The sequence below is a fragment of the Enterobacter sp. CFEC122 genome (genome assembly GCF_052983755.1).
This window is the reverse complement of sequence record NZ_JBRIQR010000012.1, coordinates 43,112-55,047: the sequence shown is the minus strand read 5'-3', so window position 1 is coordinate 55,047 and position 11,936 is coordinate 43,112. Positions and strand designations below refer to the sequence as shown.

The following is an 11,936-nucleotide window of genomic DNA, read 5'->3' as shown; positions in this document are numbered from 1 at the left end:
TAGCCAGCGTTAATGAAAACACATCGCAGCTACTTTCTATTCAACCAACGTCGGCTTCTGGCACGCAGAGGACAAGATGCGTGACCATCATGTCTGCTACGAGCGAGAAGCGGACTTCAACGAGGTGGCAATGTATTCATGCTCCGCAATAGGCTATGTTTATCAATTCTGAAACCATAGCAATGGAGCCGCAGTCAAGAAATGAGCTTGCCGGATAACCTAGAGAACCTCCCTGTTGTACTCATTCCAGGATTTATGCTTGATGAAACATTATGGGACGATTTTATCGCTGCATTTCCCGATAGTAGACGCTTTATTCCTGTGAGCCTGAATGGGGGAACAACAATCCAGGATATTGCCGCCAACATAGCCCAGAAACTACCTGAGCGTTTTGTTCTGGCAGGTTTTTCGTTGGGTGGCTACGTAGCCAGAGCTATTTATGAAGCTTTTCCGGAACGGACAGCGGCTATGATTCTCATTGCTACCTCTCTCAGAGAAGATTCACCAGAGCAGAAAAAAACACGCATAGCGACTGCGGTTACTCATTCCTCCAGAGCATTCAGTGGACTGAGCACCATGGCAATTAGAAAGTCGCTTCACGCTGATCTTGCCGATAATACGCCCCTTATTGATAAAATCCGTGACATGGGAAAAAGGCTGGGAGCACATGCATTCAGTGTCCAGTCAGGGCTAAACCGTGAGCGAATAACGTTAAAACCAGTTTCATGCCCGACCTATGTCATTGCAGCTGAACATGACCGGCTGCGTTCAAAAGAGGAGGCAGAAGAACTGGCCAAGCTAACCGGCACCTGTGCTGTTTATATTGACGGCTGTGGGCATCTTATTCCTCTGGAGAAACCGTATGAATTGGCCCAACTCATGTACGTATGGCTCAATAAAAAAGACCTTTGAAACTGCGAACTAAGCACCTGGTCGCGTTTTTTTTAAATGTCCGCTCCTGGCATGGAGCGAACGAACGAATGCAACTGAATGTCTGCTGTGAGCGAAAACCGGACGCCCACATAGTGTAAACAGGCGTCCGATATTCTGAAGTGGGCAGATTACTTAACCCGCTTCCCCGTTTCGTCAATGACCTTCTCGCCATCCTCTTTGGTAAACGCTCCTTTCTGACCTTCCGTTAGAATATCCAGTACTATATTCTGAAGGGCGGCAAAGACGAGTGCCAAGCGGCGTAACGACTAATGCAGGTCTGCGGAGGTACAGAGTCATTCAATGCAGTGAACCAGTGACCTGTCCACCTTTGCGCGCGCTTGCTCCCCCGCCTCGCCTGCGCACATTACGACCCCATTTTTGTGCTCTTTCTGAAAGGCAGCAAAGCTGCGCCATATACGACGCGGCACAACTTTTAGTTACCTTGAAAAATTGTGCAATTTTGCGCAAAATCATGCACTAAATCACAATTTAATCCTTATGAACTCTATGAATATAACAATCTATCATCATTCCACTTTTTTTTGATTTTTCCACCATGTAACATTGCTTTCATTTTCAGCCACTTATTAAGAACTCCAATGACAAACTATGATTTTAGAGCACTCAATAATGAAGAGTTTGAAAGACTAGCTACGGACCTCTTAAGCAAGAGAGAAAATCTGCTTATTGAGCGTTTTAAATCAGGAAAAGATGGTGGGATTGATGGTCGTTTTTATCACTCTGGCGAAGTAATAATCCAAGTTAAACACTATGTTAAAACTGGTTATAGTGGATTATTAAGTAAACTTAAAAGCGAAGAAGTTGCAAAAGTTAAAAACTTAAAACCTAATCGATACATTTTCATCACAAGCGTTGGTTTATCCCCTGCTAATAAAAAAGAAATCTTCGATTTATTTAACCCTTACATTCTAAGCAATAATGACATCATTGGTCCTGAGCATCTCAATGATCTTTTAGCACTTTACCCCGAAACAGAACGGAACCATTACAAACTTTGGCTTTCCAGTACAAATTTTTTAATGAGTCTGCTAAATAATGCTGCAATTCAAAATAGTAACTTTCTGATTGAAGATGCGAGAAAAGAATCATACAAATTCATCGAAACCAAGCAATTACAAAAAGCTTTAGAGATTTTAGATGAAAACAAAGTTGTAATCATCACTGGTTTGCCTGGCGTTGGTAAAACCACTCTTGCAAAACAAGTGATGCTCATGCATTGTAATCGCGACTATGAAATTTACCACATTGAAGGATCAATTTCAGAAATAGAATCTATATATTTAAAAGAGAGAAAGCAATTTTTCTATTTTGATGATTTTCTCGGCGCTACTCTTTTAGAAATTTTCACTAGAAACTCTGATTCTAAAATCGTTCAGTTTATTAAAAAAATCATTACCGACAAAAACAAAAAGATGATTTTGACGTCAAGAACCAACATATTAAACAGAGCTAAAAATCTCAGTGAGATATTTAATATAGAAAAAATTGGAAAAAAAGAAATTGAGATAAATGTATCAGATCTTACTGATATAGAAAAGGCTGATATACTTTACAATCATGTTTGGCATAGTTCATTACCACAGGAGTACATTGACACTTTTTATGATAATCGTAATTATTGGAAAATAATACATCATCCAAACTTTAACCCACGACTTATATCGTTTATTACAGATAGCGACAGAATATCAGGAATCGACAGTTCGAATTTTTGGTCGTATATCGAAAATTCATTAGACAATCCAGAAATGATCTGGTCGCACTGTTTCAATAATCAAACACGTGAGGAAGTCATTGATCTAGTTTGCTTGGTTGTTTTTAATGCTAATAACATGGAAGAACGGGAGTGTAAAAATTCATTAAAGCGTGTTTTCAATATCAAATATAAAAATAACTTTCACTCCAAAGTAAATAAAATAGATGAATACATAAAAGAGTCAATAAAATCAACACTTAATAGAAGTCTGACACAGCTAAATAAAAATGTAATGATAAGATTGACACCATTCAACCCATCGGTGTCTGACTATATCATCAATCGCTATGCTACTGATGAAACCTCTCTTGCACTTTACTTTTCAGCCCTTAAGACAAATCAATCAATTAACACTTTATTCTCTTTGCACAGCAATAGGAAAATCAGTGCTGATGTATTTATTTCAGTGCTTGAGTCAGTACTCAATGCTGTTGATCTTAAATGCTTAAATGATTACTCAATTCATCTCCTTCATTCGATCATACATTCCAATCTAATCTCCACCAATAAAAATAGAATGGTGTACCCAAGCTTATTTTTAAACATTGAAGAAGAATATCTCACTTACGATTACGAAGTTGGGGAGTGCGTGTTATGGGCTGTAAAAAATGCTCCAAGTCTATTTTCAGATCAATTCATCTCTGACTTTATAAATTATGCCATGAGGTCTAGTTGGAGATATACCCTCAACCATGACGATTACCTCCCCTTAGCACACTTAATCAATCTTCGACCTGCAATAAAAGGAGAGGAAGTTACTCATGAACTAATGGAACATATCAAAGAATATTGGCATGAAAATTATGACGAACATTTATCTGGAACAGGGAAAATTCAATCATTAGATTATGACGAAAGATCTAAAGCTGATGACATTGCATATGACATGCTACATGATTTAATTAATGAATACGATTTGCCCTTTGAGGACAATGAAATTGAATATATGTATAGTAAAGTTGATGCGTCTACACACCTCTATGACTCTTACGATTATGATGAGGATGAAAGAGATCGCTTCCATAGCCACAGAGATGAAAAAGAACATAGCGAAAGCTATATAAACGATTTATTTCAAAAACATTAACTAATTTCATAACTCACCCTTTTGGCCACACATGAAAAATATTATTGCACAAATGCGCAGACCACCGGAGGCCAGCCTGACCTGCCCCTACGCTTAGTACGTTCCGAACTTAGCAATGTCCGCTCCTGGCACGAAGCGGACGTTCTGACTGAGCTGAAGGTCCGCAGTGAGCGAAAAACAGACGTTTTAACCGGGCTGTGATTCAGCTCATTGTATCCTTGGTCGCGAAGTTAGATTATCGATAAAGTTCAAGCAGAAACTATGATGAAACAACTGTTGGTTAGACCCAAATGAGATTAGAACAAGGATAATATAATGACAGTTCGATTGAATAAAGTATCAATAACTAACTTCAGGTCTTGCAAATACACCGAAGCTTTTCTAAGGCCATATACAGCATTGGTCGGCTATAATAACGCAGGTAAATCAAATATTATATTGGCTATAAAATGGCTCTTAGATGGCTCCCTACTAAGCGATGCTGATATGTACGACCCACAAAATCCAGTGCGAGTAGAGGGAGTCATTGAAGGGATTACTGATGATACCCTGACGTTACTTAGCGAAGAAAATCAGCAAAAAATTGCACCATTCATCATAGATAAAACTTTGAGGTTTGCAAGAAAGCAGGACAGAGAAGTTGTTGATGGTGATAAGTTAAAAGTCAAAAAAACACTTGAGGTTTTTGATGGTACCACATGGAAAAAAAATCCTGGTGGAATCGATGGCGCTATCTCGAATCTTTTCCCTGAACCAATTCATATTCCTGCGATGTCTGATGCTGTAGAAGATGCAACCAAAAATAAAGCCGGTACAACAATCGCGAAAATATTAGCTGCAATTGTTAGCGAAATAAAAAAAGAATATGAAGTAAAATTCTCTGAAAACATCTCGGAAATCGGTAAATATCTTGCTCATGATGGTTCTACTAGGTTAGATGGTTTGAACAAAATAGACAGTGGCGTTAGTCAGAAAGTAAATCAGTTTTTCCCCGATGTGAGTGTGAAACTACACTTTCCTACCCCCACTCTGGATGAAATATTCAAATCAGGAACCTTGAAAGTATTTGAAGAACGAGCTGGTTCCTCAATAATGCAAGACATCAGCCGATTCGGCCATGGTACGCAGCGTTCAATACAGATGGCTTTGATTCAATATTTAGCTGATATTAAGAAAAGAAGCGATGATACAAAAAAATCAAACACTCTTATTTTCATTGATGAACCAGAGTTATACTTACATCCATCTGCCATAAACTCTGTGAGAGAATCTCTGGTTGCTTTAAGCGATCTTGGATTCCAAGTCATCATCTCAACTCACTCGGCCAGCATGCTCTCAGCAAAACATGCCTGCAATGCTATACAGGTCTTTAAAAGTTCCGAAGGTACTATAGCCCGGAAAACCATTTCGGAAAAAATACAAGAATTATATGAGGCATCCTCACCACAACTTCACTCTGCATTTACCTTATCTAATTCATCATTTTTCTTATTTTCAGAAGAAGTTTTATTAGTCGAGGGCAAAACAGAAACGAATGTTTTATGCGCACTTTATAAAAAAATTAGAAACAATGAACTCAACCCTACCAAGACAAGTATTGTAGCTGTAGATGGCAAAGGCAGTCTTTTGAAAATGGCCAATGTTATCAATTCAATAGGTATAAGAACGCGAATCCTTGCCGATTGCGATTTTCTATCAATACTACTGACAACCTCTCATAATGAAGTATTAAGTAGTGAATGCGATGAATTACTCTCATCTTTAACCAATTTGTCTGATCCACAAAGCTTGCAACTTACTAACCCCATTATTTCTATAGACTCACTAAAAAGCAGTTCAAGCAAAGACTTTATAAAAATCTGTAATCATCATGAAGTAAAAGCCTCAATCAAAAAAATTCATGATAAATTAAAGAGTGATGGAATATATATTTGGAAGTCAGGGGATATTGAGCAAGTATACGGATTTGGAAAAAAACAAAGCGAATGGGATAATTTATTAGATTGCTTAAGCGATGATGAAAAAGAGGTCCGTGCCATTATTAAGAACTATGATGAAATGGAAGATTTTATATTATGGATTTGACTCTTCCCCTGACTAAATAATACGTAGTCAGGGGATAAGATAAAAAATGTATTATCTCAATTGAGTACTATGATTAGTGTGAAACAACGTGTAACGTCCGCTCCTGGCACTAAGCAGAAGTTCCCGAACAACGTAAGCTGGCATATGCCCTCGTTCCTTCGTGGGGACTATCGATCTATTTGCAGGTGGTGTTTAAGCAATATCGCCAGCGGCGGGAGCTCACAGTGCATTCAATCAAGCTCACAAATCACACAGTCTTTACTTTTTTCAGATTCCCCAATGGCTTCGCGTCCTAGCCTCAACCAGATAAACCTGAGCTACTTTAGGGGTATATGCCTTTCTGAGCATAAAGGATACTGTTTCTATGAAAACTGATCGCGAGAGCACGATTAGGAGATCAGAACCTGATTTGACATTGATACTGGCTATCAGCGACGGGCAGTTCCTGAATACGTCTGACAATTCTTTACCTCATTAGTTTTTATTTTCAGAAGTGCCGTGATCCAGCACGAGTGCTGATAACCAATATCACTTGGGTAATGATTGACAAGTTTACTAAACAACGAGCAGATATTTTCAAATTGCCTGCTGCTTCCACATCATCAGGCAGAGGCGTCAGACCCTTAGCACCATACGTTTCATAGAGTAATTCCCAATATAGTTAATGCTGAATTTCTTTGTTCATGTTGAGGCAGTATATTGAAACAATTCGAATAAATCACACATATAAGCTCTCACAATCTTCCGCCATTTTTAACTGTTACAGATATACTTTTAGCAGGTTTTAAATGCTTGGAGATTTCTTTCTGTTCGCGACGGATTTTGTATGAATTAATTTCTTCGTAATCCTTGTGTTTATTTATTTTTGATAAATCAACCAAGAGCTTATTTCTTATCATCCACTTTACAATTTGCTTGTCGATATCTTTATAGAGAGGGCCGCCTTTGTATTTATAGAAGTGAATATCATGAATTTCACTGATGAAATCAAGTATGGATAAGATTTCTTTATAATCACCAATGTAACTGTTAATGGTGAAATGGTCTTTATTAAGTTCTATTTTGAATCCATGTTCAGAAAGGTAATACAAGAAAAAGGCTGAGTCGAGATTACAAAAATCTACATGCAGCGTTCTTCTGTCAAATCTATCAATATGCGAAAGAATGATATCATGTAATTCATAATCATATACATTGTCAATAAACCCTTTCCCTGAATGATCAATTTGATTGACATTGCATCCAGCATCTATTGCTACGGATAAAACTTCCGGGGAGAGGGGCAGGAAGAGAATATTTCTTCCTTTTTTATCGATGTGATTTATATCACAACCAGCATTAATTAATTCTGTCAGTCCTTCAGCATTCCTGTAATGTTCAAAAATGCATGTGTAGCCATTAGTATCCGTATGCGAGGTGTCTAAACCCAGTCCAATCAGTTTCTTCAGTATTTCTGGATTTTTTTGATGAAAGAGCGCATTTTGCCCATGTCCGTTGATATGATGTATATTAATTCCATAACTTAGCAGGCAATCCATGGCTTCCAGGGTTCTGCAGCTAAAAAGGGCATTGTCACCGTTATTATTAACAGCATTAATATCATAGCCAGCTTTTAAAGCATTCTTTATACCATCAGGCGACGTTGCATTGAAGAATGATTCAGAAATGGCAAGGTCTAATGCCTTTTCTAATAATCCCTTTTGTAATAAGGACATGACTAAGTCCATAAACACCCCCATGAAAAAATGTTTAAGTCATTAAATATCAGAAATTCTGTGAAATGCAACAACTGGGGAAAGGTGTTCATGATGTGCGGAATAAAAATTTCAACAAACCACCCGTGGATACATCAGAAACACCTGCAGTAAATTTACGCCTGTAACCTACCGTCCGGACTATAGGACCAAACCTTCGTGGGAGATGCTACCATTATATCGGCAATGTTGAACCGGATTTTACATCACACACGTCGTACAAATAAAAGGAGAAGGCTATCGACTGAAGCAAAAACGGAAAGCCGGGGTTGTCGCTGAAGCTAATCCTGAGTAAACAAGGTGGATCAACATTAGACCTTCGGTGGTGGCGGTATGTGGATCACTTTTTACCCGTTGTTGACCCCCGGCGCTCCCAAGCCATTTCCAGTGCTCTGATGGTAAGTTTGCTGTCAGGTGAGAATTGAATTTCATTGCCACCCACCGGGTTTTCTGGCAAACAGGTCGAGAACAACGACAAGATACGCCCAGAGTAAAGTAAGAGGCAGGGCGTAGTCGGGTCATATCCCTGCCTCTTCTCTCCTGACAGGACGTAGACCCTGGCAAGTTGCATCAAAAGATAACAAATCTCTCAGTTCAACTTCCTTCTGGCTAGGTTAACGTGCAAGCAGGAACTGCTTTTCATCGATTAGTGAATACGGTAGTTTTTTCAAACTAACTGAACTCTATTCGTATGACTTAAATCTTTAAGAAGGCAGGAGATTTGAATTTTGAAAAACTGGTCACCAGAGCATACTAAAGAAATCAAAGCTTGGCTTGACATAGATAACTATCGCAAGCTCGAAGACATCAGTTTAAATGCCTTGTATCACGAACTTTGGGCAAGAGCGCTTCTGTACAAGCCAGGGCCTACTGACGAAGAAAAGAAAGGGCTATGGGTGTACATGACTGAAATTTTCAGTGGGAACCCCCATCTTTTCAAAGGGAAACAACTCGATTATCCAACAGTTAACGATACTCTCTACAGTCCTCCACACATTTTTATCACGGATATCACCAGGCTTGCTGAACTTAGTGTGATGGCCCTTAGTGTGAATCTTTTCACTTGGGAGGAAGGAAACGATGAATATTGTGTTAATGCGCCTCATCACGAAGCTTATGTGTCACAACTCTTGTCCCCCTTATGTGAGAAAACGGTGTTGCTTGAAATCGATCTTGGTAGTGGTACTGACGATGAAATAGCCGAATCGATAAAAGCGGCCCTGCCACAATGGAGATCGGTAAAAGGAGTGGAAGTTAATGAAACCGGTATCGTTCGTTTCGGCTACGGAACCATTAAAAAAATCATAAATTACAGGTTGGTTGCGATGCTGGACATCTTACTTTGGGCAAAAAGGAAAGAACTAAGAATCTCAGATGATCGCCTCTCCCGGCTTCTTTATACTGATGAAGATGAAGAAACAACTACCCGTTTAGGGTATCACATTAAAGACTCAGATCGTCCGCTTGCGATGAAAGCTGCAACGATAGACTTCATTAGGCAGTTCAATTTTTTCATGAACCGAAATCCCCACCTGAAAAACATGAGAGTTTCAGATGTGATGAAACTCTCTGATTCTAACTGATCTCGAATTCCCGAAGTCTACTACTGCAGGGCAGACCGTAACCCTGCAGTTAGGAAGCTCGCTCCTATCTTTTCCCAACTGTTCGTATAGTGATCCCATCACAACGACAAAGGGAAAACAAAATGAACAATCAAAATACTCGCCTAATTCGCTTCCCAGAAGTTATGAACAGAACCGGCTATGGCAAGGCCTGGATTTATCGTCTAATCAACGAAGGTTTATTTCCACAACCAATAAAAATTGGTTCGCGTGCAATTGCATTTGTCGAAAGCGAAGTTGATGAATGGATCGCATCTGCAATTGAGCGTTCACGTAAAAATGCAGCCTGATTACGGGGTTAATGATGAGTGTATTAAATTTGGTGTGTAAAAATAAATGGTGCTATTCAACAATGAGTAGAGGGCCGCCTGATATTTTATAAGTAGTATTAGGTCAGGCTTTGGTATTAAGAAGTAATAACAATAGTCATTGGTGAAAATTATGATGGCATTTTTACCGTGACATTATAGATTAATAAGTACAGGAGATTTAAAATGAATAATTCAATCAGAGTACCGGAAGATAAAGATTTTGTATGTGCATTTGTGACTTCACCGGATAGCTTGTATGAGGCTATTGAAACCTATCGTAATTATGTAGATCCAGTCGAAGAGATAGAGTTTGAGCACGTCCTTCTTTATTTGTTGTGTTCTATACTGGTCGAGGGTGCTACAGATGTTACCATTAATGATGAAGTACGAATGTGTATTGAGCACCTTGTCAATGAAAAAAATATTATCAGAAAGAATAACGCAGGTAAAAAGGTGTAAAGTCTGTAATAAATTATCATGGGTACAGACAGCACAAGTCTGTACCTTCTTATTTTAATCCTACTGGCAATGATATATAAAAATTATGTGCTTTTGATAGTGGTCATGTGGTTTTGCTATAGCAAGCATGGCAGGATAGGAATATCCTGAACTTTCATTCTCTGCCCTTTGTTTTATTTAAGATAACTGAAAAATACAGGGTTTAAACGATACTGGTATTTAAACTCAGTACACATAATAACATTTGTATCAATCAGTTTATCGATGGCCTGATAAAATCGGGCTGGTGTGATATGTATCTCTTCCTGCTGTGCGATGGATGTTGCACGGTGAAAACTCAGGTAAACAGTGCTTTTATCTGGTGTGTATGAAGCGATTAATGTGAGAAGCCAAAACACATTGTGAACAGTATTGTTCAGATTGCGTTGTTCATCTGATAATTTATTCTGGTGAAGGTAAGCAGGGAGTCTTTGTTTCATAAAGATATCCTTTATTTTGTTAAATTTTTCGCTGGTGTCAGGAGTAAAATCACCAGCGCTGTTATGTCTTTTAAAATGGAATGCCGTCAGTTGGATATCTGTTTCTGGATTTTTTTACAGGCTTTGTTTTTCGCCCTGCGCGATAAAAGTTGAATGAAGTGGCAAAGTCTTCAGTCTCAAGTCTTGATTTACTGAATTTATCCATCAGATCTTCATTGAAACGATGAGGAATACCTTTCACGCATAAATTAGAATTCAGGTAAACCTGACCATCTTCAGCATTACGGATCAGTATTTTCCTCTCAAATAATTCTCTGAATGCACGTGAAACATTCGATTTATTCAGTCCTAACTCTCTGGCGGTACGTGACTGTGAAAAGCCAGGGATAATATTTCCATAATCAATGGCTGAGAAAAGATAAAGAACAATTCTGAATGCCGTTGGTGTCAGATCCATTCGGGCGAGTGTGGCCGTATTATCTTTAAAGACCATCGAAAAATCGTCACGAAAGGATGTCTTTTTACAGGCACTTGCTTTAACTTTTATTTCTTCCAGATCTTCGGGCATAACATCTAATGCTTCTGCAATAATTGCTTTTTGTTCTTTAGTTAACATAACACTTGTGTTTGACATAATGGCTCCTTTTTTATTATTCTGATAACAGATATGGCATATTAAATTTGTTTGTCAATATTCTTAGTAATAAAAATTTAAAAAATATTATATTTATTGCTCTGTGATTATTTTTTTTAGTGGAATATTAAGGGTTGTCAGAGTTATTACGAAGGGTGCTAAATTTCACCATCACCTGTTATGTCCTTAATAATTTTTGGTTCTGAAAGATACAACCAATATTACATCTTAACTTGTTGATGTAATTGATTAATTTTCTTTTTGAATTTGCAAGATAAAAGAGTGATAAAGAAACAAGAAACCGAAATTTAGCTTTAGACTGACACAAAATTCCATTGTACACAGTTTGACAAACACTGCTATTGCTGATTTTCCTTCGTAATATTATTCCTTAAGTGAAGCCTGCGCACCTGTGTGTTGCGCCACTGGGCTTCAGAACATTGCTATAGTGTTTAACTGTCAGTAGAAATACGCTTCGCGCAGGAGTTCAGACAGTTGGGTTTAGCTCTCAGCACAAATATGCTTCGCGCAGGATTCAGACTGCTGAGTTTAGCGAAAGAGTGGATCCAACTACATGATTTACCCGTTAACTTAATACGGCTCACGCCGGAACCCCTTCGGAAAAATCCTTTCTGCTTCAGCGAGTGAGTGCTGAGGGCACTCAGCGGCGCTGCAAGGGGGATTAAGCGTTGGGTTTTCATCTGACGGGTAAAAATAATCTACATATATCTGTCGTCGGGGGCGTGAGCCAGTGCGTAGCACTCTCTCAAAAAAATTCCTGAAGGGGTTTTATCT

The 11,936-nt window shown here is 38.6% G+C and carries 9 protein-coding genes and 3 pseudogenes; 7 read left to right on the top strand and 5 right to left on the bottom strand.

Annotated features, from left to right (window positions below; all coding sequences use genetic code 11):
* Nucleotides 1-255: 255 nt before the first annotated feature.
* Nucleotides 256-912: an alpha/beta fold hydrolase gene (locus ACVCAM_RS10565; RefSeq protein ID WP_229837704.1), complete on the top strand. Its 657-nt coding sequence runs from the start codon at nt 256-258 to the stop codon at nt 910-912.
* Nucleotides 913-1,061: 149 nt separating this feature from the next.
* Here the strand turns inward: ACVCAM_RS10565 and ACVCAM_RS10560 are convergent.
* Nucleotides 1,062-1,203, bottom strand: a pseudogene (locus ACVCAM_RS10560) (arsenate reductase); the annotation flags it as partial.
* Nucleotides 1,204-1,532: 329 nt separating this feature from the next.
* On the opposite strand from ACVCAM_RS10560, the gene ACVCAM_RS10555 reads away from it, so the two are divergent.
* Together ACVCAM_RS10555 and ACVCAM_RS10550 are read left to right on the top strand one after the other, a co-directional pair.
* Nucleotides 1,533-3,797, top strand: a complete 2,265-nt coding sequence (locus ACVCAM_RS10555; protein WP_182944990.1) for an nSTAND3 domain-containing NTPase — start codon at nt 1,533-1,535, stop codon at nt 3,795-3,797.
* Nucleotides 3,798-4,112: 315 nt separating this feature from the next.
* The gene (locus ACVCAM_RS10550; RefSeq protein ID WP_016808123.1) at nt 4,113-5,882 is read left to right on the top strand and encodes an ATP-dependent nuclease; all 1,770 of its coding nucleotides are present in this window, start codon (nt 4,113-4,115) and stop codon (nt 5,880-5,882) included.
* A gap of 734 nt (nt 5,883-6,616) precedes the next feature.
* Here ACVCAM_RS10550 and ACVCAM_RS10545 read toward each other — a convergent pair.
* Nucleotides 6,617-7,597: an ankyrin repeat domain-containing protein gene (locus ACVCAM_RS10545; protein ID WP_232101137.1), complete on the bottom strand. Its 981-nt coding sequence runs from the start codon at nt 7,595-7,597 to the stop codon at nt 6,617-6,619.
* 186 nt (nt 7,598-7,783) lie between these two features.
* Between ACVCAM_RS10545 and ACVCAM_RS10540 the strand changes: the two are divergent.
* Nucleotides 7,784-7,931: pseudogene (locus ACVCAM_RS10540) on the top strand (ATP-binding protein); the annotation flags it as partial.
* Between the two features lie 66 nt (nt 7,932-7,997).
* On the opposite strand, the pseudogene ACVCAM_RS10535 reads toward ACVCAM_RS10540, so the two are convergent.
* A pseudogene (locus ACVCAM_RS10535) lies at nt 7,998-8,124 on the bottom strand (IS3 family transposase); the annotation flags it as partial.
* Nucleotides 8,125-8,364: 240 nt separating this feature from the next.
* Between ACVCAM_RS10535 and ACVCAM_RS10530 the strand changes: the two are divergent.
* The 3 genes from ACVCAM_RS10530 (at nt 8,365) to ACVCAM_RS10520 (ending at nt 10,028) form a co-directional block, all read left to right on the top strand.
* Nucleotides 8,365-9,219, top strand: a complete 855-nt coding sequence (locus tag ACVCAM_RS10530; RefSeq protein WP_016246264.1) for a DUF6387 family protein — start codon at nt 8,365-8,367, stop codon at nt 9,217-9,219.
* A gap of 122 nt (nt 9,220-9,341) precedes the next feature.
* Complete coding sequence (locus tag ACVCAM_RS10525; protein ID WP_032298274.1) at nt 9,342-9,548, top strand: helix-turn-helix transcriptional regulator; 207 nt, start codon at nt 9,342-9,344, stop codon at nt 9,546-9,548.
* A 204-nt stretch (nt 9,549-9,752) separates the two neighbouring features.
* Complete coding sequence (locus tag ACVCAM_RS10520) at nt 9,753-10,028, top strand: hypothetical protein (RefSeq protein ID WP_001065761.1); 276 nt, start codon at nt 9,753-9,755, stop codon at nt 10,026-10,028.
* A gap of 173 nt (nt 10,029-10,201) precedes the next feature.
* Here the strand turns inward: ACVCAM_RS10520 and ACVCAM_RS10515 are convergent, their stop codons facing one another.
* Nucleotides 10,202-10,507 (bottom strand): hypothetical protein, encoded by a 306-nt coding sequence (locus ACVCAM_RS10515; protein ID WP_112016340.1) that lies wholly within the window; start codon nt 10,505-10,507, stop codon nt 10,202-10,204.
* A 70-nt stretch (nt 10,508-10,577) separates the two neighbouring features.
* On the bottom strand, nt 10,578-11,141 hold the full coding sequence (locus ACVCAM_RS10510; protein ID WP_032298277.1) for a helix-turn-helix domain-containing protein: 564 nt from the start codon (nt 11,139-11,141) through the stop codon (nt 10,578-10,580).
* Between the last annotated feature and the right edge of the window lie 795 nt (nt 11,142-11,936).

What these genes read in the sequence shown, in the direction of transcription:
- ACVCAM_RS10565 (WP_229837704.1), top strand. Translation starts at nt 256, where the DNA reads ATGCTTGATGAAACATTATGGGACGATTTTATCGCTGCATTTCCCGAT.
- ACVCAM_RS10555 (WP_182944990.1), top strand. Translation starts at nt 1,533, where the DNA reads ATGACAAACTATGATTTTAGAGCACTCAATAATGAAGAGTTTGAAAGA.
- ACVCAM_RS10550 (WP_016808123.1), top strand. Translation starts at nt 4,113, where the DNA reads ATGACAGTTCGATTGAATAAAGTATCAATAACTAACTTCAGGTCTTGC.
- ACVCAM_RS10545 (WP_232101137.1), bottom strand. Translation starts at nt 7,597, where the DNA reads ATGTCCTTATTACAAAAGGGATTATTAGAAAAGGCATTAGACCTTGCC.
- ACVCAM_RS10525 (WP_032298274.1), top strand. Translation starts at nt 9,342, where the DNA reads ATGAACAATCAAAATACTCGCCTAATTCGCTTCCCAGAAGTTATGAAC.
- ACVCAM_RS10520 (WP_001065761.1), top strand. Translation starts at nt 9,753, where the DNA reads ATGAATAATTCAATCAGAGTACCGGAAGATAAAGATTTTGTATGTGCA.
- ACVCAM_RS10515 (WP_112016340.1), bottom strand. Translation starts at nt 10,507, where the DNA reads ATGAAACAAAGACTCCCTGCTTACCTTCACCAGAATAAATTATCAGAT.
- ACVCAM_RS10510 (WP_032298277.1), bottom strand. Translation starts at nt 11,141, where the DNA reads ATGTCAAACACAAGTGTTATGTTAACTAAAGAACAAAAAGCAATTATT.